Origin of the sequence: Chryseobacterium sp. (assembly GCF_008831505.1) — a bacterium.
GTDB lineage: Bacteria > Bacteroidota > Bacteroidia > Flavobacteriales > Weeksellaceae > Marnyiella.
Window position 1 is genome coordinate 1162903 of the sequence record NZ_CP044507.1, and the last position, 24998, is coordinate 1187900.

The 24998-nt window shown below is 42.6% G+C and carries 18 protein-coding genes; 7 read left to right on the forward strand and 11 right to left on the reverse strand.

All coding sequences use genetic code 11. The annotated features are described in order from the left end of the window. Positions 1 to 112 precede the first annotated feature (112 nt). The gene (locus F7R58_RS05525) at positions 113 to 2641 is read left to right on the forward strand and encodes a cation-translocating P-type ATPase (protein ID WP_158063946.1); all 2529 of its coding nucleotides are present in this window, start codon (positions 113 to 115) and stop codon (positions 2639 to 2641) included. 75 nt (positions 2642 to 2716) lie between these two features. Here F7R58_RS05525 and F7R58_RS05530 read toward each other — a convergent pair whose 3' ends face one another. After that, the gene (locus F7R58_RS05530; RefSeq protein ID WP_158063947.1) at positions 2717 to 4273 is read right to left on the reverse strand and encodes a M20/M25/M40 family metallo-hydrolase; all 1557 of its coding nucleotides are present in this window, start codon (positions 4271 to 4273) and stop codon (positions 2717 to 2719) included. Between the two features lie 118 nt (positions 4274 to 4391). Beyond that, entirely contained in the window at positions 4392 to 5399 is a 1008-nt protein-coding gene (locus F7R58_RS05535; protein ID WP_158063948.1) for a T9SS type A sorting domain-containing protein, read from the reverse strand. A 202-nt stretch (positions 5400 to 5601) separates the two neighbouring features. On the opposite strand from F7R58_RS05535, the gene F7R58_RS05540 reads away from it, so the two are divergent. Continuing rightward, on the forward strand, positions 5602 to 7374 hold the full coding sequence (locus F7R58_RS05540) for an aminopeptidase P family protein (protein ID WP_158063949.1): 1773 nt from the start codon (positions 5602 to 5604) through the stop codon (positions 7372 to 7374). 148 nt (positions 7375 to 7522) lie between these two features. Here the strand turns inward: F7R58_RS05540 and F7R58_RS05545 are convergent, their stop codons facing one another. Continuing rightward, the gene (locus F7R58_RS05545) at positions 7523 to 7981 is read right to left on the reverse strand and encodes a phage tail protein (protein WP_158063950.1); all 459 of its coding nucleotides are present in this window, start codon (positions 7979 to 7981) and stop codon (positions 7523 to 7525) included. A gap of 264 nt (positions 7982 to 8245) precedes the next feature. Here F7R58_RS05545 and mnmE point away from each other — a divergent pair, with 264 nt between their 5' ends. The 3 genes from mnmE to F7R58_RS05560 all read left to right on the forward strand — a co-directional run bounded on the left by mnmE (position 8246) and on the right by F7R58_RS05560 (position 10771). Next, complete coding sequence (gene mnmE, locus F7R58_RS05550; protein WP_158063951.1) at positions 8246 to 9634, forward strand: tRNA uridine-5-carboxymethylaminomethyl(34) synthesis GTPase MnmE; 1389 nt, start codon at positions 8246 to 8248, stop codon at positions 9632 to 9634. Between the two features lie 187 nt (positions 9635 to 9821). Further along, entirely contained in the window at positions 9822 to 10142 is a 321-nt protein-coding gene (locus F7R58_RS05555) for an antirestriction protein ArdA (protein ID WP_187695269.1), read from the forward strand. Between the two features lie 38 nt (positions 10143 to 10180). Further along, the gene (locus F7R58_RS05560; protein WP_158063953.1) at positions 10181 to 10771 is read left to right on the forward strand and encodes a recombinase family protein; all 591 of its coding nucleotides are present in this window, start codon (positions 10181 to 10183) and stop codon (positions 10769 to 10771) included. Between the two features lie 6 nt (positions 10772 to 10777). Here F7R58_RS05560 and F7R58_RS13135 read toward each other — a convergent pair whose 3' ends face one another. The 7 genes from F7R58_RS13135 to F7R58_RS05595 form a co-directional block, all read right to left on the reverse strand. Further along, complete coding sequence (locus tag F7R58_RS13135) at positions 10778 to 10936, reverse strand: RsiV family protein (RefSeq protein ID WP_158065402.1); 159 nt, start codon at positions 10934 to 10936, stop codon at positions 10778 to 10780. Between the two features lie 59 nt (positions 10937 to 10995). Further along, complete coding sequence (locus F7R58_RS05570; RefSeq protein ID WP_158063954.1) at positions 10996 to 13116, reverse strand: heavy metal translocating P-type ATPase; 2121 nt, start codon at positions 13114 to 13116, stop codon at positions 10996 to 10998. Between the two features lie 48 nt (positions 13117 to 13164). Then, positions 13165 to 14400, reverse strand: coding sequence for an efflux RND transporter periplasmic adaptor subunit (locus F7R58_RS05575; protein ID WP_229723856.1), 1236 nt, complete (start codon positions 14398 to 14400; stop codon positions 13165 to 13167). Between the two features lie 21 nt (positions 14401 to 14421). Continuing rightward, entirely contained in the window at positions 14422 to 18750 is a 4329-nt protein-coding gene (locus F7R58_RS05580; protein WP_158063955.1) for a CusA/CzcA family heavy metal efflux RND transporter, read from the reverse strand. Between the two features lie 112 nt (positions 18751 to 18862). Further along, positions 18863 to 19183, reverse strand: coding sequence for a DUF6660 family protein (locus tag F7R58_RS05585; RefSeq protein WP_158063956.1), 321 nt, complete (start codon positions 19181 to 19183; stop codon positions 18863 to 18865). Between the two features lie 128 nt (positions 19184 to 19311). Beyond that, positions 19312 to 19959, reverse strand: a complete 648-nt coding sequence (locus F7R58_RS05590) for an SOS response-associated peptidase (RefSeq protein WP_187695270.1) — start codon at positions 19957 to 19959, stop codon at positions 19312 to 19314. A gap of 201 nt (positions 19960 to 20160) precedes the next feature. Further along, a complete protein-coding gene (locus F7R58_RS05595; protein ID WP_158063958.1) occupies positions 20161 to 20421 on the reverse strand; it encodes a YopX family protein in 261 nt (86 codons plus the stop codon). A 1015-nt stretch (positions 20422 to 21436) separates the two neighbouring features. On the opposite strand from F7R58_RS05595, the gene F7R58_RS05600 reads away from it, so the two are divergent. Together F7R58_RS05600 and F7R58_RS05605 are read left to right on the forward strand one after the other, a co-directional pair. Further along, a complete protein-coding gene (locus F7R58_RS05600; RefSeq protein ID WP_158063959.1) occupies positions 21437 to 21799 on the forward strand; it encodes a BlaI/MecI/CopY family transcriptional regulator in 363 nt (120 codons plus the stop codon). Beyond that, positions 21799 to 23715 carry a M56 family metallopeptidase gene (locus tag F7R58_RS05605; RefSeq protein WP_158063960.1) on the forward strand — a complete coding sequence of 639 codons (1917 nt, stop codon included), beginning with the start codon at positions 21799 to 21801 and terminating at the stop codon, positions 23713 to 23715. The genes F7R58_RS05600 and F7R58_RS05605 overlap by 1 nt, the downstream gene beginning before the upstream one ends. A 387-nt stretch (positions 23716 to 24102) precedes the next feature. Here the strand turns inward: F7R58_RS05605 and fsa are convergent, their stop codons facing one another. Then, on the reverse strand, positions 24103 to 24756 hold the full coding sequence (gene fsa, locus F7R58_RS05610; protein ID WP_158063961.1) for a fructose-6-phosphate aldolase: 654 nt from the start codon (positions 24754 to 24756) through the stop codon (positions 24103 to 24105). Positions 24757 to 24998 lie beyond the last annotated feature (242 nt).

A 24998-nucleotide genomic window follows, 5' to 3' on the forward strand; every position in this document is an offset into this window, starting at 1 on the left:
CGTTTTTGTTTATGATTGTTGTTTAAACCTTCAAATTAAACCTTTGTGATAAGTTTCATATTACGCGTTACACTTTTTTAGGTAACTTTAGGATGAGGCAATTTTTTCTACTATGGATATGCAACTCCCAAAAAATTTGACCGGACTGACCGCTGAACAGGTAGCTATGTCGCGTGAATCTCATGGCTATAACAGCATGACCGCAGCTCCGAAAAATACCTGGTTCACGATTCTCACGGATATCCTGAAAGAGCCAATGCTTATTCTGCTTATGCTGATTGCTGTAATTTATCTTGTAGTGGGAAATTACGGAGAGGCATTATTTATGCTTGCTGCCATAGTTTTGGTTTCAGGAATATCTTTTTACCAGGACAACCGCAGTAAAAAGGCGCTGGAAGCTTTGCAGCGGCTTAATGAACCCTTAAGCAAAGTAATCCGCAATTCGACTGTAATCCAGATACCTACACACGAAATTGTAGTCGGAGATCTCTGCATTGCCGCTGAAGGTCAGATGATCAATGCCGACGGACGAATTGTTTACAGCAATGACTTTACGGTTAATGAGGCATCACTGACCGGAGAAAGTTTTACCGTATCAAAGGATAATAGTGAAGCAGATTCGCAAGTGTACAGTGGCACTGTTGCTGTTTCCGGGCTGGCTGTTTTTGAAGTGGAGGCGGTAGGAGCAGATACAAAAATAGGAAAGATCGGAGATTCATTATCATCCATTACAGAACAGAAATCCCCACTGCAGCAACAGATTGAGAAATTTGTAAAAGGTATGGCCGTTCTGGGCGCTATTGTTTTTCTATTGGTTTGTGCTGTTAACTGGTATCACACCCGCAGTTTTACTGACTCACTGCTGAACGGTCTGACGCTCGCCATGTCCATTTTGCCCGAAGAGATCCCTGTCGCTTTCACCACATTCATGGCTTTGGGAGCCTGGAAACTGATGCAGCAGGGCATCATCATCAAGAAAAGCAGCGTAGTGGAGACGCTGGGCAGTACTACCGTTATCTGTACCGACAAAACCGGTACGATAACCGAAAATTCGATGCATTTGAAATTAATCTATAACTTTAATGAAAACCGCACGTATACGGAGGATGAATTTGATGCATTGGGACTTCGGGAAATTGTAAGTTATGCCATGTGGAGCAGCGAGCCCATTCCCTTTGACCCCATGGAAAAGACTTTGCACAAGGTTTACAGCAAGACGGCGGTTATAGATCTGAGGAGCGCTTATCAGATGTATCATGAATATCCTCTTGAAGGAAAACCTCCAATGATGACCCATGTTTTCCGGAACACATCCGGACAGAGAATCATTGCCGCAAAAGGAGCTCCCGAGGCCCTTCTGCAGGTTTCAGGTTTGTCTTCTGCCGACCTTTCATCACTCAGAAAACTGATTGATGATTTCGGTAAAGAGGGGTATCGGGTTCTTGGTGTCGCAAAATCCATGTTCGCGGCTGAAGAGTTTCCCCAAAAGCAGCAGGAATTGCCCTTTGAATTTCTGGGTTTTGTGGTTTTCCAGGATCCACCCAAACAAGGCATTCAGGAGGTATTTAAAAAGATTAATGACGCCGGTATTAAGGTGAAGGTCATCACCGGCGATAACGCTGTAACCACCCGTGCCATTGCCGCACAGTCCGGTATTGTAAATGCCGGCCATTATATAACAGGAGAAGAACTTACAGGGCTGAGCGAGAATGAACTCCGTCGGAGAGCAGATGATAAGGTATTATTTGCCAGAATGTTTCCGGAAGCCAAATTGGCGGTTGTAAATGCGCTGAAAAAAAATGGGGAAGTTGTGGCGATGCTGGGTGATGGTGTTAATGATGGTCCGGCACTTAAAGCGGCCCATATCGGTGTTGCTATGGGGGTGAAAGGAACCGAAATAGCCAGGGCGGCCGCGTCGCTGGTACTCACTAATGACGACCTGTCCAAACTGCTTATTGCCATTGCAGCCGGAAGGCGGATTTACAGCAATATTAAGAAAGCGGTACAGTATATTATTTCCATTCATATTCCGATCATCCTGACTGTCTCGATGCCTTTGTTTCTGGGATGGGCTTTTCCGCAGATCTTTACGCCTGTGCACGTGATCTTCCTCGAACTCGTGATGGGGCCTACGTGTTCCATTGTTTATGAAAATGAGCCTATGGAGAAAAATACCATGCTGCGGAAACCGCGGCCCCTTAGGGAAACCTTTCTGACCTGGCGGGAGCTTAGTATCAGTGTCATTCAGGGTTTGGTTATCAGTGCAGGTGTTCTGTCCGTTTATCAGTTTACCCACAGCAGGGGTGGTGACGAAGAAACCGTACGTTCCATGGTTTTTACAACCTTAATATTTGCCAATATCCTGTTAAGTCTGTCTAACCGTTCATTTTATTATTCAGTATTTGAGAGTTTCCGGAACCGTAATCGATTACTTGTATACGTCACTGCTGCTACTTTAACTGTTTTAACAGCGATGCTGTATGTGGATGAGGTAAGGACCTTTTTCAGGATGGCAAGTCTCAATTATGAGCAGGTCCTCACAGGTTTGGCCGTTGCGGCTGCTTCCGTTCTATGGTTCGAACTGTATAAGCTGACCAAAAGATTAGTGTTTACACCGGATAAGTATAGCGCTGAAAAATAATGAAGCGGATGACAGCTTAATGAAAAAACGCTTACCCGGCAGGTAAGCGCTTGAAAATATTCTGTTGACAAGAGGCTAGTCAAGGCCACCTTTCCGCGTGGGTTCACGAAGTTCGGGCCATTTCATCGGTTGTCCCGTTCTTTCGTCCAAAGGCAGTTTAATCCTTTCGCCACTGGCTTTTTCAGGATCTTCGCTGGCCATATAGGTAAGGATGGCGATGAGTGCCACATTACTTTTCAAATCATCAAAAACAATTTTATCATAGGTATCGCGGTTGGTATGCCAGGTATAATTTCCGTAACTCCAGTTCAGTGATCCCAGCATAAAGGCTGGCACGCCTGCGGCCACAAAAGAAGCATGGTCCGAACCGCCACCGCCCGGTGTGCCGGGAAATGTAGTTTTAATATCTTTTGTAAGTTCCTTCGGAACAGCATTCAGCCAGCGGTTCAGATAGTCATAGGAGTGAAGGAACCCTTGTCCGCTGATGTTTGCAACGCGTCCAGTTCCGTTGTCCTGATTAAATACTGCCTGGATCTTTGGCATCTGGTCTTTATGTGCCGAAACATAGGCGCGCGAACCATTCAGGCCCTGTTCTTCACTGCCCCAAAGGCCTACAATTATTGATCTTTTAGGATTAGGATAAACCTTTTTCAAAATCCGCGCAACCTCCATCATGGTAATGGTCCCGGTACCGTTATCTGTAGCTCCGGTTCCGCCATCCCACGAGTCCAGGTGCGCCGAAATGATGATGTATTCGTCCGGCTTTTCGGTGCCTTTTATTTCGGCAACAGTGTTGAAGGTAGGCGCCATGCCTCTGTCTTTGGAGCTTGCCTGAATCTTAATCCTAGGCACTGTGCCATGCTGTGTCATACGGTACAGCTGACCGTAATCTTCCAGGGAAATATCCACAACAGGAATTTTTTTAGTGCCTGCCGAAAATATCTTGTTCACTCCAAATCCACGGGACCAGTTAGACGAAATTATTCCTGCGGCACCTGCCTCTTCCAGCTTTTGGTTCATTGTTCTCGATGTTTCACCTGTAACCTTAATTGAGTTCTGCCAACGTCGGGAGGCCTCTTCCGATTCCTTTTTCATTCGGTCATAAGATTCCGGCGTAGCAAATTCCTTCCAGTTGTAGTCCGGACGCCCGGAACTCTGATAGGGTGAAACCATTACCAGTTTTCCTTTAACTTTGGGTAGCCAGGCCGTGAATTCTTCTTTAGTGCCGAAAATCGGCAGCATCAGCACATCTGCGGTAATTCCTCGTGATGGAGTGGCAGGGCTAAAGGCCAGTTGCATCCCCTCTAAAGATTTCGCATAGGGATGCACCATTTCAATATATGAAGGACCTCTTTCCCAGGATTTCCATTCGCCCCACTGTTCATTCCGTGCTTCAATGCCCCACTTTTTGAACTGATTAACTGCCCAGTCGTGGGACTGCTGCATTTTGGGACTTCCTACCAGACGAGGGCCAATTCCATCCAATAACTCATAGGCCAATCTTTCCAGCTCTGAATTGTTATAGGTTTCGGTCATAATGGAACCGACTGTGGTTTCCCGCGAGGTCTGACCCCATGTAAACGTGCAGCTTAAAGCCGCTGAAATCATTACTATTTTACTGTAATTTTTCATGAAATTAATTTTGAAATGCTGAAGATAGTCATTTTGCCATGCAAGTCAAAAATGATTTCACTTTGGGGGTCTGAATCGAAATTTTTAACCATAAAAAAACTCCCGAAGGAGCTTTTGTTTATTTTTTTATCAGTTTTGAAGTTTTTATGCCTTCATCTGTGTGAATTTTCACGAGATAGGTTCCCGGGGCCAGCATCCTGGCATCGTATCGGTCTGCAGCCAGATATTCTTTAACCAACCTTCCGGACATATCGGTTAGTGTAACGGTCACCTTTTGCCTGTTGGACGTTTCCGGTAGGCTTACAGTGAAGAAATCTGAGGTGGGGTTGGGATAGACCTTAACACGGTTGTCGTACTGCAGGACTTCATTGGTTCCAAGAACTGAGTAAGTAATAATGAACGGTAGGTCCTGTGGGTAATCTGGTGCTGATGCAGGTGTTCCGGCATCTACCATTGCAGCCCAGGTTCCTGTATTCTGCAGTGCGTTATCTGTGGGCAGTCCTCGAAGTCCAACCGTTGTTACAGGAGGAGTCCACACGGTAGCTACAGAAGCGATGTCTTCCATTTGGAACTGCATCCAATACGTACCTGCGGACAGAGTTACGGGTGTGGTTGTATTCACTTTCCAAATTTTCCTTGTAGTACCCACCGCACTTCCCGGCGCAGGATAGAGTGAATTAAAAATTCGGTACATCAAAGCATCCTCGGCACTGGAAAACCGGTCGGTTGTATCATCTCCAAAAACTACAGTTGGTGTACCCACATTTGGAGCACCGTTCATGATTTTAACCCGGGCTCTCATTCCGGGAGGAGTAGACCCCACATATCCGGTGATATAGCCATACAAAGCAATGGAAGTAATATTCCAGCTTTGGCCTGCCGGAATTACGAAATCGTCTGCACAGAAATTATTGGTCGTGGTTCCTACTTTCTGACATCCGAAGCCGGAATTAGTGTTAGACTCAGTAGTATTGCCTGTATTGTTCTGAGCCTCAGACCACGTGTAACCTGCCGGTGCTGCAACACCAGATTTTGTGGTGGCACCGGTGCTTAGAGGGCCGTTGCTGTACTGACTTAGAAACAGCCCGGGAATCAAAGCGAGAATAGAAAATAACTGTTTTTTCATAAGATGATGTTTTTAGGAGTTCTACATTCAAAGTTATAATAAAATATTTATCAAAATGCAAGTCTTTTGGGAAAATTTATAAAAATGTTGATAATTTGTTATTTGAACAACGTGTAACCTTAAGCAGAGGACTGTATGATTTAATCAGCCGAAATTAAAAAATGTGCTTTTTTGCGTACTTTTATAGCATTAAATGAAATATATGACAACGGACAACAAACTTAGCCTGCTTCGTCAGGCAATGGCAAAGGAAAATATAGACTGTTTCATCGTTTTTTCGGCAGATCCTCATATGAGTGAGTACCTTCCTGCGGAGTGGCAGGAGCGTACTTGGCTGTCCGGGTTCACTGGCTCAGCAGGATTTGTAGTGGTAACGGCAGATGAGGCAGCACTTTGGACCGACGGCAGGTATTTCGTACAGGCGCCGGCCGAACTGGAGGGTTCGGGTATAAAACTCATGAAGGATGGGGTAGAAGGAACACCTCATTATATGGACTGGATCATCTCTGCACTTCCGGAAGGAGGCACTGTTGCGGTGAACGCACTTGCTACAAGCAATACCAGCTGGACAGCATTAGAGCAGAAATTGGCACCTAAGAACATCAGAGTTATAGACAGGCCTTTGCTAAAGGAGATCTGGACAGCCAGAGTTACTGACCAAACAAAAAATCCTGTTTTTGTTCACCCTGTAGAACGTGCCGGTAGATCTGTTTCGCAAAAACTGCAGGACATTCGTCAAAAAATGAGGGAGATGGATGCATCGGTACACATTATTTCAAGTCTTGACGATGTAGCCTGGACACTCAATTTACGGGGAAGCGATGTAGAAGCCAATCCTGTTTTCCTGGGATATATTGTCTTAACGAAAAACGACGCGGTACTCTTTGTAGATACTGAAAAACTCCAGCCAGAGGCCGTAAAACAACTGGAAGAAGCTGGTGTGGAGATTAAAGCTTACGATTCTTTTTTCGCTTATCTGAAAGAAATCAACGATCATAAAATCCTCATTTCAGCAAACAGCAACCAATCAATTTTTGAAGCTCTGCAGGCTCAGAACAATATCATTAAAGCTCCCGTTCCCGGAAACCTGATGAAAGCTCAGAAAAATGAAACCGAGCTTGAAGGTTTCCGTACAGTGATGCAGCGTGATGGGGTAACCATGGTCAAATTCCTTTACTGGCTCACACAGAATGCAGGTAAAGAACCTATGACGGAATATTCCATAGGCAGAAAGCTGTTGGAATTACGCAAGGAAGGCAAAAATTTTGTGGGCGAAAGTTTCGGCAGTATTGTAGGTTATGGTGGCAATGGTGCTATTGTGCATTATTCAGCGAAGGAGCAGGGAAGTAAGGAAGTTACAGATAACGGAAGCATTCTGGTGGATTCCGGTGGACAATACCTGGAAGGCACTACAGATATTACACGCACCCTGGCATTAGGCGCTGTTACGGACGAATTCCGCCGCGACTGTACGCTGGTGCTGAAAGGCATGATACAGCTATCAATGGTTAAATTTCCGCGGGGGACACGGGGTGTACAGCTGGATGCATTCGCAAGGATGGCGCTTTGGAAAGAAGGTAAGGATTATGCTCACGGAACAGGCCACGGAGTCGGCAGTTTTATGAATGTGCACGAGGGTCCGCAAAATATCCGCAAAGACATGAACGACCAGGAACTGCTGCCCGGCATGGTAGTTTCAAATGAACCCGGATTTTATCTGGAAAATGAATATGGAATCCGCCACGAAAACCTGGTAGCCGTAAGGGAGTGGAAGAAGACTGACTCAGGTGTTTTCTATGAATTTGAAACTTTAACAGTTTGTCCCTTCGATAGGAAGGTACTGGATTTGGATCTTCTGACACCTCAGGAAAAAGAATGGCTCAACAACTATCATTCCTGGTGCCGCGAAAAACTGGAAAAAGATCTTGAGGGCGGGGTAAGAGAGTGGTTCCTGGAGCAGGTAAAACCGCTATAGTCTTTAGCAAAGATCATATAACTTCAATGGAGCTTACCATTGAGGAAAGCTTTAAATATAAAAACAGTTCAATTATCACGATGCGGGGCCTTTCAGTAAGGCCCTGTTTTTTTATTATTTAAATTCTCAGTGCTGTCCGGTGACTGATCTATGACATTTTGCCTTTCTCCTGTGTAGCCAGGGACTCAATTTCCAGACCCTCATGAGTAATAACCAAAGTCTCGGCTGCTATATTACTGCTGCTGCTAATCAGGGTGGGTCCCACATACTTTACCGGAAAACAGTTGCGTAATTTCCAGATGATTATGGGCTCATGCCTTTCGTTCAAAAGCGAAATGCGTACATCCCGGCGCTCCACGGTTCCGAAGGACCGGGTATTTATCCAGTTGAATAAATCATTGTCACCTTTTTGAATGGTACGCGTTAAGGAAACATCTGAAAATTTCAACATACCGGGAATTTTATTCTCGGACTCAACTTTAGAACTGCCCTCACGTACTGCGATGACTTCAATTGCCATTTCAAGTCCGGAAACTTGCAGGAACTCGCTTCTGTTACCGCCCCAGTCTACCAGAAAATGGTAGCGGTTGATTAATCTGGTTGCCATGGTTTAATGTGTTTGTTTTCAGTAAAGTTACCTATTTGTTTTGCAGGTTCGGATACCTGTTTTTGCTGATATTTTTGTCATTTAGAAAAAAAAGGTCCGCGTTGCTTTAAACCAGCTATAAGCTCTAAATAACATTAAATTTATTTTTTCCAACGTCAAACGTCTGTATATAGGGTTTGCTTTCCTGATAACCTTTACCATCCTGTGAGCGCTTTTCCTGTCCTGCAGTTCGCCATCGTAATCCGTATTTCGTAATTTTGCTGAATGAATAAAGACACGATTTGCGCACTTGCCACGGCCAATGGCGTTGGCGCACTCGGAATCATCCGTGTTTCCGGTCCTGAGGCGCTTGCTGTTACTGACCGCTGTTTCAAGGGAAAAAAGCTGCAGACCGCAGCATCACATACGGTGCATTACGGTTTTATAACCGATGGCGACGAGACCATCGATGAGGTTATGGTTTCAGTATTCCGCGCACCCAGGACCTTTACCACTGAGGATTCAGCTGAAATCTCGTTTCACGGGTCACCTCATATTGCAGGCAGGATTTTGGAAGTCCTTACCCGCAACGGTGCACGGATGGCAAAAGCCGGTGAATTTACAATGCGTGCCTTTATGAACGGACGGATTGACCTGTCGCAGGCAGAAGCCATCGCTGATATGATAGCCAGCGAAAACGAAGCCTCACGCAAAATTGCTATGAACCAGCTAAAAGGCGGGATAACGGATGAGATTTCAATCCTGCGTAGTGATTTATTAAATTTCACCTCCCTGGTGGAACTTGAGCTGGATTTTGCTGAAGAAGATGTAGAATTTGCCGACCGTACTGCCCTAAATATGCTTCTGGACCGCATTGAAGAGAAATTACGCTCCCTTGTTGAGAGTTTCCGTTATGGCAACGCCGTGAAGAATGGGGTGGAGGTAGCCATCATTGGTAAACCCAATGCTGGAAAATCGACCCTGCTAAATGCCCTGCTGAAAGAAGAGCGGGCAATCGTAAGCGACATTGCGGGAACAACGCGTGATACGATTGAAGAAGTACTTCACATCAGGGGTACTGCGTTCCGCTTTATCGATACGGCAGGAATTCGCGATACCACCGATGTCATAGAAGCCATTGGGGTGCAGAAAGCGCACGAGAAGATCGCCGCTGCCAAAATCCTCCTTTACCTTTATGATGAATTCGACAGTACGTCGCAGGAGGTGGCTGCATTTATAAAAGAAGTTTACCGTGAAGACCTGAAAGTCGTACTTCTGCATAACAAATCTGATCTTTCTTCGGAAAAAGGCCAAAGTTTTGACCGCGATTTGCTTTCGGCTTTCAATGCGGACTATAAAGTCACGCAGTTGTCCATATCTGCCCGCGAAAAAGTAGGCATTGAGGAGCTTAAGAATGAACTCATCAGTTATGTGGAAGGTCTGAAACAGTCTGAAAACAATGTTATCATCACCAACCAGCGTCATCATGAGGCCCTTCTTCGGTCGCTGGATTCCGTACGTCGTGTAAAGGATGCCGTTTCCCAGAGTTTCCATACCGAACTGCTGGCCTACGAACTCCGCTATGCGCTGGAATACCTGGGCGAAATCTCCGGCGAATTCACTAACGATGAGGTACTGGGGAATATTTTTTCTAAGTTCTGTATTGGAAAGTAGAAACAGTTTTGCAATGTATATAAAATACATGCAGGTAATGTGTAAATTCATGATTTACACCGTAATATATAATTAAATTCCACAGCATGTTTCTAGATTAATTTTAGATCGTACAGAATATATACATTCTGTTTGTTGATATTTTGTATCCTGGGAAATCAGCCCACTTTTCCAAAGTTTGGGGTTAGTGTCCGAATCACATATTTCAATCGAAATTTATGAGGTATGGGTAAGGGTACAGGAATCAGGTTATGATCTCGAAATTATCGAAGCGTATGCCGACTGCTGCGGATCTTTTAACTCTATAGACGAAATTTTAGAACAGGTTGAGGAAAGTTATTCCGGAAAATATGATTCTGATGAAGATTTTGCCGAAAATCTACTGATCGATACCTGCTGCATACCAAAGGATTTACCTTCATACATCTACATAGATTGGGAACGTACAGCACGTGATATTATGATGGATTATTCCACAAGCAACGGATATTACTTCAGAAATGTTTAACTAAAATATGCACCCTGCCAGGTGGGGTGCTTTATCATATGAAAGCAAGATATATAAGGGTCTCCACTTCAAACCAAAAAGCTGGAAGGCAAGAAGCTAAATCAATATCGGAAGAAACAGTATTTATGGATGTTGTCAGCGGCACCATTCCTTTTGCGCAGCGTACAGAAGGTAAAAAACTGCTGCATAAGATCGAGGATGGTTCAGTGGAGTATGTTTCCGTCTCCTCCATTGATCGGCTTGGCCGTAACCTATACGACATTCTGACTACATTGGAACTGTTCAAAAAGAAGAAGGTTGTGCTCAAAGTTGACAATCTTGGTCTTGAATCGATGGTGGGCGGAAAGGAAAATCCGGCATTCAATCTAATTATTTCGGTAATGGCTAGTATTGCCGAAATGGAACGCGAAACCATGCTTGAACGTCAGCGGGAAGGAATCGCAATTGCGAAGGCAAAGGGGGTTTACAAAGGCAGGGAAAAAGGTTCAGTTGAATCAGATGCAGAGTTTCTAGCAAAATACAAAGAGGTCATTAAATCCCTCAAAAAGGGCAACTCTCTTAGGGATACCGCTAGAATTTGCAATGTAAGTTTAGGGACTGTACAGAAGGTAAGAAGAAAAAGTAAATAATTTTCATTACCTTAATTCCAGAAGAGCTTGTAATTTTTGTTTATTTTTCAAATTATCAATGATCTGGCTGTAAGGTATTGAAACAGTACTGATTCCAAATGCATATGGTAAAATCTGATAGGGGTTGAAGTTAAAGTCGATAGAAGTGGCTGATAGCAGTTTTATCTGAAAACTTTGCCAACGTCATCACCGCACAAAATAAAACGGACCGAAGTCCGCTTTGTTTAAAATTTCATTTTCTGAATCCTTACCGCATTTAGTATGGCAAGCAATGCTACGCCCACATCTGCAAAGACTGCTTCCCACATCGTGGCTAACCCCCCTGCTCCTAATACCAAGACCACTGCTTTTACTCCAAAGGCCAACGCGATGTTCTGCCAAACAATCTTTTTAGTCTGCTTGCCAATATTAATGGCCATTGGGATTTTTGAAGGTTTGTCGTCCTGAATTACCACATCAGCGGTTTCAATGGTGGCATCACTCCCAAGGCCACCCATCGCTATGCCAACATCACTTAAAGCTACAACCGGAGCATCGTTGACACCGTCGCCAACAAATGCAACCGTTTCATTGCGTGCTATTATTTCTTTGACTTTATTCACTTTATCTTCCGGCAATAAATCGCCAAAAGCATTAGGTATGCCCAGTTTTCCTGCCACAGCTTTGACCACCGTTGCTTTATCACCGCTCAACATTGTAACATTTACTCCTAAACTTTGAAGTTTCTGTACAGTTTCGGCAGCGTCTTCTTTGATACTATCCGCAATGGTAAGGTATCCCGCAAATTTTCCTTCATAAGCAATGGCAATCAATGTTTCTACAATATCGTTTGGATTTACATCATATTGGATATTGAATTTATCCATCAGTTTAAAGTTTCCTACGAGCAACTCTTTTCCCTGATACGATCCCTTCAGGCCATGTCCCGCTATTTCTTCTACATTGTCGAGAATTACAGTATGGTCGGGTTCACCGAGATGATCGTGAATGGCAGTTGCAACCGGATGGGTTGATGAATTTTCGATTACATTCACTAATTTTAGAATTAAATCCCGGTCAAATTCCTGCTTTAGATTGACGGTCTGTACTTTAAAGACGCCCTCAGTCATGGTTCCGGTCTTATCCATTACCACATTTTTGACCTCTGCTAACGCATCCAAAAAGTTACTCCCCTTAAATAAAATACCATTTCTGCTAGCGGCACCAATGCCACCAAAGTATCCTAGTGGAATACTAATTACTAATGCACATGGACAGGATATTACCAGGAATATAAGGGCGCGATATAACCAGTCCCGGAAAATATATTCATCGACAAACAAATAGGGTAACAGACAGATTGCCACAGCGAGAAATACCACGATTGGGGTATAGATGCGGGCAAATTTCCTGATGAACAATTCGGTGGGTGCTTTCTGTGCAGTCGCATTCTGTACCAATTCCAGAATCTTTGAAAGTTTCGAATCATTGTAGAGGGTATTGACCTGCACTTTTGCTACCGTATTCAGGTTAATCATTCCTGCAAGGACGATATCGTTTTTCTGTTTTGTATCCGGTTTGCTTTCGCCAGTAAGTGCTGAAGTATTGAACGAAGCACTGTCTGAAATTAAAATTCCATCCAGGGCCAGTTTTTCTCCCGGTTTCAACTGAATAACCGAATCCAGTGCAACCTCCGCAGCTTTTACCGTTTGTGGGCGGTTATCCACCAAGATGGTCACTTCATCGGGACGCTGATCTAACAGTTTCGCAATATTACCTTTTGCGCGCTGAACCGCTAGAGTCTGGAATACTTCGCCCACGGAGTAAAACAGCATTACCGCAACCCCTTCCGGATATTCACCAATCGCGAAAGCCCCAATCGTGGCGATGGACATTAGGAAAAACTCCGAAAATACATCTCCCTTCCTGATACTTTCAAACGCTTCTTTCAGAACCGGTAAACCTACCGGAAGATATGCCGCTGCATACCAACCAATACGCACCCAATCTTTAAACCACGATTGAGGGATCAAGTGATCCATTGCCAAGCCTGCCATTAAGACTACGAATGAAATAATTGCAGGCAGAAACATTTGAAAAGTTGACTTTCCCTGAGTAGAGTGATCGTGACCATCATCGTCGGTATGTTCATCAGCATGGTTATGCCCAGCGTCCTTTTTATGGCTGTCAGTCACGCCTGTCTTTTGCGTGAGCGGTGCATTCGCTTTATCACTGGTTGTACAGCAGCTGTCCTGGACTAACTTTTCTGCTCCTGCATCTTTATAAATTTTACCTTCCTGAGGCGTGCAGCACAACTGATTGCCATTCTCATCGAAAGTATGTGTATGTAATTTATTATTTGACATAAGTTATATTTTAATAGTATATTGTAGTTCTTATTTGGACGTACTTTCTTAATGTCCATGACCTTCCTCTCCCTTATTATTCATTTTAGCTAAGATAAAGAAGGCATTTTTAACTACTACTTTAGCATTGCCGGGAATTATTTTTAAAGGTGTAATTTGAGTATAGCCCAAATCTGTAACTCCTTTAGCAACCGGAATTTTCTCAAAGCTTACTTCCTTTTCCTCAGTTGTTTTTTTGTTACTTTCCTTTTTTAAAGCTGATACTTTTTCGTTTTTTCCTTCTTCTTCGTGCTCGTTCTGTATAATAAAGATAAAATCCTGACCCTTATCATTCACTATAGCTTCGGTAGGAACGGATGCAGCAGTTTGATTATCAAGACTTATGACTGCGGTAACATTCATGCCATCAATAAGACCTGTCCGGTCTCCGACGACTTGCGCGTGAACAGGAACAGTTTTACTTTCTCCTTCAAAGGCTGTACCTATTGAAGTTATTTTTGCATCGTACTCCTTTCCTGGACTGTTTGTTAATGTAAAGTGAATGGTTTGCCCCGGTTGTACTTTACCCAGATCTTTTTCATATACATAGATATCCAAATGAAGCGCTGAGTTGCTTACAATTTCGGCAATTGGCGAAGCCATGTCCACATTACTCCCTATTTGCGCTATCACTTTACTTACCGTTCCGCTGATGGGCGCGCGAACAGAAAGGGACGAGCTGTAACCCTGAGCAGCCCCAATGCTGCCCAGCTGTTTCTGCAGTCCGGAGCGCTGGCTTCTTAATGTTGCAAGATCTGTCTGTGCCTGCTGAAATTTCTTTAGCGGTGCAGCATTTCCTTTATAAAGCTGCTGGGCACGGGTAACTTCCAGTTCTGCCATTCTGATCTGACCATTAACCTGCTGAAGCTGCTGCTGCATCACGATTAAATCGGGGTTTGAAATGGTTGCTATAACTTTTCCCTTTGATACATAACTTCCAGGTTGTACATACAGGGAGCGTACTATACCGCTGTATGAGGGCGTGACAAATGCCTTATTCTGATTCGGCACCGTGAGCATACCGCTCACTTTTATGGTATTAGAAAGCTCCTTACTTTCAATACTTCCCATTTGAATTCCAACTGTCCTAATCTGTTCTTCGGTGAAATGTGCCACACCAGGTTCTTCATGCTCATCAGGCTTCTCCACTTCCGTTGCTGCTTTGGTTTCAGTGACTTCCGATTCTTTTTTACATCCTGTCAACAAGACAGAGACTGCAAACATAAGGGTGATATATTTTTTCATGTTATATTCTCTTTTGGATCCTTAATTTTTAATATAGTAGTTGTATTGTATTACTGCCATGTTGTATTCGTTCAGAGCAATCAAATAGTTTTTTCTGATATCTATCGCTTGGGTAAAAAACTGATGCATTTCAGAAAACCCTATTTCCCCAGCTTTGTAACTCAGCATTGCCGCATCAAAAATTTGATCTGCCTGCTTTAAACCTATGCCTTCATAATACTTAAGCATTTCAGCAGCCTTCAGAATTTCGGTATAGCTGGTGCGGGTTTGTGCCGCGAACTGATTTTGCTGATAACGCAACTGAGATTGTTGAATTTCGACCTCGGCTTCTGCAGACTTCAATTTGGATTTATAAGCAGTTTTTCCAAAAATGGGAAAATCTACCGCTACAGAAAAGCCCGTTATCGGATCCTTCATTCCGTATAATCTCTGGGAAAATACCCTTCCCGAAAAGTCAGGTTTATTCTGCATTTTCTGAACATCTATATTAGCCCGTGCGATTTCTATATTCTGCTGCTGCAGTGCCAGTGAAGGATGAAAACTGTCTGACGCTAAATCCTCCAAATCCAATTTCTGCAAGTTTGTGTCTACCGGCAAGTATAGCGCCTGACTATCAAGAAACAGACTGAGTTGTTGCTGCTGTGCTACAATATTTTGAAGATTCTGCTGCCGTTGAGCTTGAAGCTCTTTCATCCGTGCTTCCGCTGCAATATTTTCGAGACCGGCAGCTTCGCCAGTTTTAAAACGAAGATTAGCTGCTTCGTACATGGAAGTATAATACTCATCAAGTTTTTGGTAGAGTTTACCAACATCCTGAAGGTACCAAAGCTGGTAAAAAGCTGTATTTACTTCCCTTTTTATCACCGCGTCCAGCATGTTTTTATTCAGCTTGTGAAATTTCAACTGCTCCTCAAAATATTTTCTTTTTGCTTTATATAATCCGGGCCACTGGATGGATTGCTGGATTCCAATTTTAAAATCGCCATCCGGATCACTTGGTCTCATATCGTCGTTTTCTACAAAGATCCCAGTCTTGGGAATTTCACGTGCAGTTTTAGTTTCCAGTAGGGCTTTATTGACCTGGGCAGTGTTTACAGTGTACTGCAGATTATTCTCCAACGCTATTTTCACCGCTTCATTTGGTGAAATTCTTTCTTGCGCACTGAGTGCACCTACGGAAGAGCACAGTAAAATTATCAGCGTTAAATACGATTTGTTTTTACTATTTCTCAATTTGTTTTTGATTTGATTCTTAGAATTAAATATGATATACAGTAGAGGCAAGACAAATAAGGTAAGGAAGGTTGCTGTTACCAAACCTCCGATTACTACTGTTGCCAATGGTCTTTGAACTTCGGCACCGCTACCCGTAGAAAAAGCCATCGGGAAGAATCCGAATGATGCGACTGCCGCGGTCATCAACACAGGACGAAGCCTGGTGGTTGTACCCTGAATGACTCTCCTGATAATATTGTTAACGCCGGATTTCTGCAGATCCTTGAAGGTGCTGACTAAAACAATTCCATTAAGTACTGCCACCCCGAATAACGCAATGAAGCCGACTCCCGCTGAAATACTGAAAGGCATATCCCTAATCAGCAGTGCAAAGACCCCACCGATCGCACTCATTGGTATTGCGGTAAAAATAAGTATGCTGTCTTTGAAGTTACGGAAGGTGAAGTACAGTAAAAGAAAAATAAGAGCTAAGGCTACCGGAACTGCTATTTGCAATCGTGAAGAGGCCTGCTTCAAATTTTCGAATGTTCCACCATATGTATAGTAATAGCCGGCGGGTAAGATGTTTGCATCATTAAGTTTGCTCTGAATTTCAGTTACTACACTTTCTACATCTCTATCTTTTACATTAAAGCCTACAACAATCCGGCGCTTGCCATCTTCACGACTGATTTGTGCCGGTCCGTCTTTATATTCAACCTTTGCTACCTGAGAAAGCGGAATTTGCACGCCGTTTTCAGTTGGAATAAACAGGTTACTCACGTCGTCGATAGAACTTCGGCTCACACTGTCGAGCCGTGCGACCAAATTAAATTTCCTTTCGTCCTCGAATACTACTCCGGCGGTTTCGCCCGCAAAGGCTGTGCTCACTGTATGGTTTATATCCTCAATATTCAATCCATAAGAGGCCAGCCTCGCCCTGTCGTAAGTAATGGTTATCTGGGGCAAACCCACCGTTTGCTCAATTTGTGGTTCGGTGGCACCTTCTACTGTTTGTACTATTTTGGCAACTTCCGGTGCCAGTTTCGCAAGGGTATCTATGTTTTCACCAAATATTTTAACCGCTACGTCCTGGCGCACTCCCGTCATTAACTCGTTGAAGCGCATCTGTATTGGTTGGGATACTTCGAAGAATACTCCCGGAATCATTTCAAGCTTCTCCATCATCTCAGCGCTCAAATCCTCATAAGATTTATTGCTGTCCTTCCATTCTTTTTTGGGTTTCAGGGTCACAATAAGGTCAGTTGCCTCGGGCGGCATGGGGTCTGTGGGAACTTCGGCACTACCGGTTTTACCCACCACCGTGTTCACTTCTGGAAAAGATTTCAGAATTCGGCTTGCCTGCATAGAAGTCTCTATACTTTGTGAAAGTGAGGTACCCTGTGGCAGTATGCAGTGGACGGCAAAATCGCCTTCCTGCAACTGCGGTATAAATTCGCCTCCCATTCGGGAAAATAAAAATAGTGAAACAGCGAGGAATGCCACCGCTGCACCGACCACCGCATATTTAAACGCAATCGCTTTCTGCAAAAGGGGTAGATAAAAATTGCGGATCTTCGCCATTATTTTATCTGCAAAAGTTTTTTTGGCACTTATATTCTTAGACAGGAATAAGGCGGACATCATTGGTATATAGGTCAGCGAGAGTATTAATGCCCCTATAATTGCAAAAGACACGGTCTCTGCCATTGGGCGGAACATTTTACCTTCAATCCCCTGAAGTGAAAGAATCGGGAGATATACAATGAGGATAATGATCTGACCAAACACCGCAGAACTCATCATCTTTTTTGCACTTGACTGCACAGCCTGGTCCATCGTATCTTGAGACAGTTTCTGGGAACGGTGATGGACAGCAAGAAAATGTAGAGTGGCTTCAACGATAATAACGGCACCATCTACAATAAGTCCAAAGTCAATAGCACCAAGACTCATCAAATTTGCACTAACGCCAAATACATTCATCATTCCAAGCGCAAAAAGAAGTGACAGTGGTATTGCCGACGCCACAATAAGCCCGGCCCGTAAGTTACCCAGAAACAGAACTAACACAAGAACGACGATGAGTGCACCTTCGACCAAATTGGTTTCTACGGTGCGTATAGCACGGTCCACTAAACTCGTTCGATCCAGAAAAGGCTCCACGATAATATCAGGCGGCAGCGATTTTTGTATGGTGCTCATTTTTTCTTTGACCCGGCTCACCACATCCGCTGAATTTTCGCCTTTCAGCATCATAACAATACCCCCTACCGCTTCTTTATCGCCATTATAAGTTAAGGCTCCATATCTTACAGCACTGCCGATTCGGGTTTCTGCAACATCTTTTATAAGTACCGGAATGCCATTAACAGTTTTAATAACGGTATTGGAAATATCATCTAAAGAGGAAATAAGTCCGATTCCACGGATGAAATAAGCGTTGGGTTTTTTATCGATGTAAGCACCACCTGTATTTTCGTTATTTTTCTCAAGGGTGGTGAAAATATCTGCAATGGTCACATTCATTGCTTTAAGTCTGTACGGATTGATTGCCACCTCGTACTGCTTAAGCTTACCGCCGAAACTATTAATTTCAGCTACACCAGGTGTACCGTAGAGTTGGCGGGCGACGACCCAATCCTGCATGGTTCGCAGATCGGTAGCAGAGTATTTGTCTTCTGACCCTTTTTTAGGGTGAATAACATACTGATAAATTTCTCCTAAGCCTGTGGATACCGGAGACATTTCTGGCGTACCGATACCTTGTGGAATATTTTCCTCGGCCTCTTTCAGTTTTTCAGTAATCAGTTGACGGGCAAAGTAAATGTCCACGCTCTCATCAAAGACTACAGTAACCACCGACAATCCAAATCGTGAAATAGACCTCATTTCGGTAATTCCGGGAATGTTGGCGAGGCTCTGTTCAATTGGATAGGTTACCAGCTGTTCTGTTTCCTGAGCTGCTAATGTGGGTGTACTGGTTATGATCTGAACCTGATTATTGGTGATGTCAGGTACAGCATCCAAAGGGAGCTTAGTAGCACTATACACGCCCCAGATGATTAGTGCGAAAGTCATGAGCCCAATTATGAGCTTGTTCTTTACACTAAACTGTATAATTTTATATAGCATTTGTAAAAATTAAGGTTAATTGACAAGAAAAGCATGTTCCGTATTGTCTACGAAAATGAGCGACTATCAGATAGTCGTAATGTCCTACGGAAGCAAACCGAAGGAAAGAGAATTAACCTATTTTGGGAGGTTGCCAGATACCGACAGTATGGAGGACTGCGTAGTTGTAATTCTTTTCAGGAAGAGTGTCTTTAATTAAAAGAGCAATCTTCTCAGGGAGTAATTTTTTCAGCAGCATGACAGTCATTGACATTCCACAACAGTTGCAAACGCAGAAAGGCGTACAAAGATCAGCATGCTGATCCTGACCTTGCTCTAAATGAACGTTTTCTGCCAAACAAACTTTTTCGCCTAAACCTTTCGCAGCATCGCTGCATGGTACCATCGTGAGTACCATGAAGAATAAGGAAAGAAAAAAGGAAAAAGTTTTCACGGTGCTAATTTAACAAAAAATAATTTAACTCTTTCTGTTTAGTTAGAATAGGAATGGATAATGATATTGTAGTAGGCAGCGCGCATACTGAATGTTCATTATGCTACTTGCTGTGGTGGGCGGTGGTTTCAGAAAAGTGTTGTCGGTTCTAAAGGTTCATCAAGATTTAGTGCGATAAGTTCGGCTTCATGGTTGGGAAATGCAAAATCCTGGATATCTCTCTCCCCTAACCACTCCTGCTGCATCCTACCCGGCAGTATCACCGGCATGCGGTGTTTGGTGTTATGTATCTGCGCCATCAGTTCATTTGCCTGAGTAGTCACTATTGAAAATGTGGTAAGTTCCTGACCCGTCAGTTTATCGTGCCACCTGCTGTAAATTCCACCGAGCGCCATTATATCCTGATCCGGCAGTTTTAAATAGTGCTTATGCTTCTGTTTCCCTTTATCATCCAACCATTTCCATTCGTAGAATCCTTTCACCAAAACCAAGCACCGTCTGTTGATACTTTCACGGAATGACGGCTTCTCCGCTATTGTCTCAATCTTAGCATTGAGCGTCTGTTTCTGTATGTTCCTGTCCTTTGACCAAAACGGTATCAGTCCCCAGTTCGCGGAGGTAGCAGTCTCTGAATTATCATCCAGTATTACCTGAAGCAACGAGTGCCCGAAACCGTTGAGGAATTTTTCTGAAACGTAATCGGTTCCTTCAAAACCTATATTATAAATTTTCTTTATTTCAGCTTTTGTCAGGCTTGAATCAACGTAGTAACACATATCACCTTTGTTTTGCGTAAAATTAAATATATTCAGTGACTGAGCATTCACTGCCATTCTTATTTCTGCCGTATTCACGGGTTCTCTTTTTGATACGTAAATCCTTTTAACTTTTGTTTTTTATTATAATCTCTATTCATCGGATAAACAATTATATCTGACTATCTGTTTAAATTATAATGATTCTGATGAACTGTCAAATTAGATTCGGAAACCGGCGTTGTAGAGTTCAGGATTGTCTTTCAGGGTTCCAATTACTTCTAAGGAAAAGTGTGGTGAATCGAAAGTGGATTGTCCATCCTCATGATCAAGCAGAAATTTACCGTCCTTATAAATTACCAGTTCATTTTCAGAAAAGTTTGAATCTGCATTGCCGTAAGTTACCCGCACGATGTCGCCTACAAAAATCTTGTTGTTGTTCTTATCCTTTCTTCCTGTATAAAGTCTTTCTAATTCATTCATCTTATCCGATATTTTTTCAAAATGGAACACTGCATCTGAAATATGATGCTGAATTTATGTTTTGATTTTATGTCCGCTATTGTTTTCTTTATCCAACTGGTATAAAACCTTATCCAATGTAGTAAAAGTTTACTGCAAAAATCGAAAACTTATTTTAATCTACACACAACTTTTGAGATTGATCCAAATTTCTTTACTAGGATTAATCCTCATCAGATCTTTACACCTTTAAAAATAAACTTCTCAGATGGTTGTGGTAGTATTTTCCTACTTGTGCTACTTACTGTATCTAGTTTGTATCTATTGTTCATAATACATTGACTGTTAGTGTTTATAAATTATGTATTGGGAAATAGCTATTTTTTATATTTCTTAAACTGAACTGCCATTTTATAAGACTCTTTCGCCCAGCACTCTTTAACATCTAAACGAAAACAAAATTCTGTTAAAAATCGACAGTTTCGAGATTTAAAACCTTGCCATAATTGAACGTTTTATCCATGAAGGTTTCTTTTATTTGATGAACATGAATAATAACTGGACATCTAATTCAGAATCTTTTTTAATTGTATACAAGGGTGTTCGAAATTTAATACCTAGGAAATTATCTGCATTATGGACAGCTACTGAATAGAGTCTTTTCATAAACCTTTGCATCTCCCACTTCTTACTCTTAAAATTAATATCAATAAAATCCCGAAACATTATGTATCGGGATTTAATGATTTAAGGATGGTCATTACGTCTTGTACAACCTGTAGATGTAATAATTCTGTGCAGATCTGTGTAATCAGTGCGCAAAATCTCTCGCAGATTTCACAGATTTTTTAAACCCGCAGATTTCTGGATTACGCTGGGCTTATTATTTTGCGTAGATTCGTCATCTGACGGTCTCTAAGAATCCCTCAATGCTTTTACCAAAGCTTCGTTCACTTAAAATATTTTTATTTAACTATAAAAATAGTTGTACATAAAGATTATTCGTATACATTTGTATCACTATATAAATCGTTATATGAAATACCAACTTACTAAAGCCGAGGAGCAAACAATGCATTACCTCTGGAAAATTGGTGAGGGCTTTCTCAAGGATATTCTTGATCAGTATCCCAAACCCAAGCCACATTCCAATACCGTATCAACTATTTTAAAGGTTTTGAAAGACAAGTCCTTTGTAGACTATAAAGTCTTAGGCAGGCAGCATAAATACTTTCCGCTGGTGTCCAAGGAGCAGTATAGCGGTAAATCCATAAAAAGTTTTGTAAAAAGCTACTTTCAGGGTTCTTATACGAATGCAGTTTCTTTTTTGGTGGAAAAAAACGAGATCACTGTTGAAGATTTGGAAATGCTCCTGAATGAACTGAAACAAAACGACTGATGGAAACTGTATTGATTTACATTAGTAAGATGATCCTGTGCTCGGCAGTGCTGTTCGCCTACTATCATCTGGCCCTTAAAAACCGTACCTTTCACCATTACAACCGCTTCTATCTGCTGGCTGCTGTAATGGTAAGTCTCCTGCTTCCACTTCTTAAAATCTCGTATTTCACTCTGGAGGTGAATAGCAATATCTACTTATTGCTGAGCAGCTTGCATTATTCTGAAAGCTCATTCTCCAAAGGGAACGACCCGATTTATTTCAGTATCAGTTTGCTCTCAGCCGGCGCAGTTGGCGTTTTTCTGCTGAGTAAATTAGCAGTTGGGATTTTTAAAATCAGGAGCTTCAGGCGCAGATTTCCTAAGGAGGAACTGCGGGGAATTTCATTTTATCATACCGATCTGGAAGACGCCCCGTTTTCATTTTTCAAATCACTGTTCTGGAAGAACAGCATCTTGCTGAATTCAGATCTGGGAAAGCAAATCCTTAAACATGAAATGGTGCATATAGAGCAGAAACACAGCAGTGACAAACTGTTTATGGAAATAGTATGCTCCGTTCTGTGGTTTAATCCGGTCTTCTGGCTGATTAAAAAGGAAATCTATCTTATTCACGAATACCTGGCAGATAATAAGGCGGTAAAAAATCTGGATACAAAAGCCTTTGTACAGATGCTGCTTGCAAGTCATTTTTCCGGTAATAGTAGTCCAGTTATCAATCCCTTCCTAAGTTCTAACCTTAAAAAACGATTAAAAATGTTACAGAAACCCAAAACTAAATTCGGATACCTACACAGAATTTTAGCATTGCCGCTGGTATTTACAATGGCTTTTGCCTATGCTGTCAATACAAAAAACATCGAGATTGCGGAACTCAATGCGGACATCCTCAAGATTATTGATGAGCGGGAAGCAGTCGCAGTAATGGAAAAAACAGAAATATCAGAAGAGGCAGTATCCGGCACGTCCGTAACTGATGTTCAGGGAGTCAAGGCGGATACAGTCAAAAGCAGTCAAAAGCAAAGCAAAACTGTAAAGTCATATGATCCAATGGCTTTAAACCTGTTTCGCGCGACGGACGAAAATCTGTTCATAGTTAATGGAAAAGAAGTTCTTCGCGAAGATTTTATAAAATTTTATCTAGCTAACAGAAATGATAAAAAGTATTCTTTTGGATCTACAAACCAGACATTTTCTAAAATATTTGAATCTGGAAAGACTGCAGCGTTTTCGGTTTTTAAGGAAGGTGCAGATGAAGAAACGAAAAAAACTTTAGCTATCATTGGCAGATACCTTAACATGCCAAAAGAAGATACAACACTAAACCCTGTGCCGAAGTCAACTGCTTCTATTATAAAACGGAATAACGGTGAATTAAAGAATTTTTTCGACAAAGCTGAAAAAGAAAGAAACGAACAGGCGCAAAATACAGCAAGAAAAAAGGCAGAGATGGACGCCAGGATTAAGGACTTAGTGAAGTCTTCAAAATATAAAGACAACTATTTTCCCGGTAGAAATTATAATCTTCAGCCGTTGACAGCGGAAGAAACAGCAGATCTTAAAGAAGAGGCTTCTAAAATTGAAAAGATTGTGAGTGAATCTGCCGGTTCTTCCAGTTTTTTTATGAACTTTTTCCGCACCAATGCGCTGAGCAACTACACATTTAACCTGAATGGTGAACTCTTAAATGAAGATAAAATTAACAGGAGAGATATTGTATTACCGCTTAATTCGGACCATACCACATTTTATATGGACGGCAAAAAGGTACCACGCGACAAAGTGATGAAGAGAACCGACAGTGCTGCAGATGCAGAGACCTTTCTGAACGACACAAATATCAAGGAAATTAAACAAGAATACGTAACTGACGGTATACGAAAATATCTTTACCGCTTTGAACTTATTACAAAATAACAATATATCCCGGGACACTTCCGGGATTTTATGATTTAAATACGGTCATTACGTTCTTTTTTTTCAGCCTGCAGATGTAATTATTCTGTGCAGATCTGTGTAATCTGTGCGCGGAAATTTCACACTAATTTAAAAGATTTTCACAGAATTTTTTAAAGCCCGCAGATTTGGGGGAGTACGCAGATTTAATTTTATCTGTGCAGATCTGTGTAATCTGTGCGCGGAAATTTCACACTGATTTCACAGATTTTCACTGAGCGTTATTAATCCCGCAGATCTCGCTGATTACCCGGATTTAATTTTTCAGTGCAGATATGTACAATCTGTAAGCCCTAAAAAAAATCCCGAAACTTCACGTTCCGGGAATTTCAAATTTTATAAAAAGCATTACGCCATTTTCTTACTGTCCTCCACAAACTGCGCCAGACCTTTGTCGGTTAGCGGGTGGCTTAACAGGCTCAGTATCGGGCCAAGTGGCGAAGTAATTACATCGGCACCAATCTTTGCACAGTTAATAATGTGCATGGAATGGCGAATGGAGGCAGCCAGGATTTGGGTTTCGTAGCCGTAGTTGTCATAAATCGTGCGTATTTCGTCTATCAGCGCCAGGCCGTCAGTGGAAATATCATCCAGTCTTCCCAGGAAAGGCGAAACGTACGTCGCACCGGCCTTAGCAGCCAGCAGCGCCTGTCCGGAGGAAAATATCAGCGTGCAGTTGGTCTTGATGCCTTTGTCGGAGAAATATTTCAGCGCACGCACACCGTCCTTAATCATTGGGATCTTCACCACGATGTTGGGGTGTATGGCCGCCAGCTCGTCGCCCTCCTTTATCATTTCTTCATACGTCGTGCTCAGGACCTCGGCAGAAATGTCGCCGTCTACAATATCGCAAATCGTGCGGTAGTGCTGCATAATGGCATTGGTTCCGGCAATACCTTCCTTGGCCATCAGGGTAGGATTGGTGGTTACCCCGTCCAGGATTCCAAGGTTTTGGGCTTCGCGAATCTGGTCCAGGTTGGCTGTGTCAATAAAAAATTTCATTACTTTAAATTTGATTTCGGCAAAGATAATCCAATTTATCAGGAGCAACAAGATTGGGATTTCTGTGGACTGACCGTCCGGCTTTCCGCTGCAATCTTTTCCCGCCTCCAGGGCCTGGCATAAAAGGATTTCCGCTGCAATCCGGGCTGGGAGTGGGTGCCGTAATTCTTTCCACGCTGCGGGGTGCACCAGCCAAATAATTTCGGTAAATTTGCGGGAGTAGCTGTCGGTAGTAAGCTATA

Excerpts from the sequence above, each read along its gene's own strand:
- F7R58_RS05525 (WP_158063946.1), top strand. The coding sequence starts at position 113 with ATGGATATGCAACTCCCAAAAAATTTGACCGGACTGACCGCTGAACAG.
- F7R58_RS05530 (WP_158063947.1), bottom strand. The coding sequence starts at position 4,273 with ATGAAAAATTACAGTAAAATAGTAATGATTTCAGCGGCTTTAAGCTGC.
- F7R58_RS05535 (WP_158063948.1), bottom strand. The coding sequence starts at position 5,399 with ATGAAAAAACAGTTATTTTCTATTCTCGCTTTGATTCCCGGGCTGTTT.
- F7R58_RS05540 (WP_158063949.1), top strand. The coding sequence starts at position 5,602 with ATGACAACGGACAACAAACTTAGCCTGCTTCGTCAGGCAATGGCAAAG.
- F7R58_RS05545 (WP_158063950.1), bottom strand. The coding sequence starts at position 7,981 with ATGGCAACCAGATTAATCAACCGCTACCATTTTCTGGTAGACTGGGGC.
- mnmE (WP_158063951.1), top strand. The coding sequence starts at position 8,246 with ATGAATAAAGACACGATTTGCGCACTTGCCACGGCCAATGGCGTTGGC.
- F7R58_RS05560 (WP_158063953.1), top strand. The coding sequence starts at position 10,181 with ATGAAAGCAAGATATATAAGGGTCTCCACTTCAAACCAAAAAGCTGGA.
- F7R58_RS05570 (WP_158063954.1), bottom strand. The coding sequence starts at position 13,116 with ATGTCAAATAATAAATTACATACACATACTTTCGATGAGAATGGCAAT.
- F7R58_RS05575 (WP_229723856.1), bottom strand. The coding sequence starts at position 14,400 with ATGAAAAAATATATCACCCTTATGTTTGCAGTCTCTGTCTTGTTGACA.
- F7R58_RS05580 (WP_158063955.1), bottom strand. The coding sequence starts at position 18,750 with ATGCTATATAAAATTATACAGTTTAGTGTAAAGAACAAGCTCATAATT.
- F7R58_RS05590 (WP_187695270.1), bottom strand. The coding sequence starts at position 19,959 with ATGTGTTACTACGTTGATTCAAGCCTGACAAAAGCTGAAATAAAGAAA.
- F7R58_RS05595 (WP_158063958.1), bottom strand. The coding sequence starts at position 20,421 with ATGAATGAATTAGAAAGACTTTATACAGGAAGAAAGGATAAGAACAAC.
- F7R58_RS05600 (WP_158063959.1), top strand. The coding sequence starts at position 21,437 with ATGAAATACCAACTTACTAAAGCCGAGGAGCAAACAATGCATTACCTC.
- F7R58_RS05605 (WP_158063960.1), top strand. The coding sequence starts at position 21,799 with ATGGAAACTGTATTGATTTACATTAGTAAGATGATCCTGTGCTCGGCA.
- fsa (WP_158063961.1), bottom strand. The coding sequence starts at position 24,756 with ATGAAATTTTTTATTGACACAGCCAACCTGGACCAGATTCGCGAAGCC.